Origin of the sequence: Exiguobacterium sp. s146, from assembly GCF_018618415.1 — a bacterium.
Lineage (GTDB): Bacteria > Bacillota > Bacilli > Exiguobacteriales > Exiguobacteriaceae > Exiguobacterium.
Genome location: NZ_JACSMA010000019.1, coordinates 1 through 256, shown reverse-complemented (window position 1 = coordinate 256; position 256 = coordinate 1). Strand labels below are relative to the sequence as shown.

The 256-nt window shown below is 58.2% G+C and carries 1 rRNA gene; it reads left to right on the top strand.

The window, feature by feature from the left end:
• Window positions 1-256, top strand: a 23S ribosomal RNA gene (locus KNP83_RS15000); the annotation flags it as partial.

Genomic DNA, 256 nt, shown 5'->3' with positions numbered 1-256 from the left:
ACGATGGGGGGACGCAGAAGGATAAGGTAACCGTGCGACTGGAAGTGCACGGACAAGCAGCGAGGCCGTCGGGTTGGCAAATCCGCCCGGCACACAAGGTCGAGCTGTGACGTGGAGCCCGTAGGGCGAAGTACCGGATTTCACGCTGCCAAGAAAAGCCTCTAGTAAGGAGGTCGGCGCCAGTACCGTAAACCGACACAGGTAGGCGAGATGAGAATTCTAAGACGCGCGGGATAACTCTCGTTAAGGAACTCGG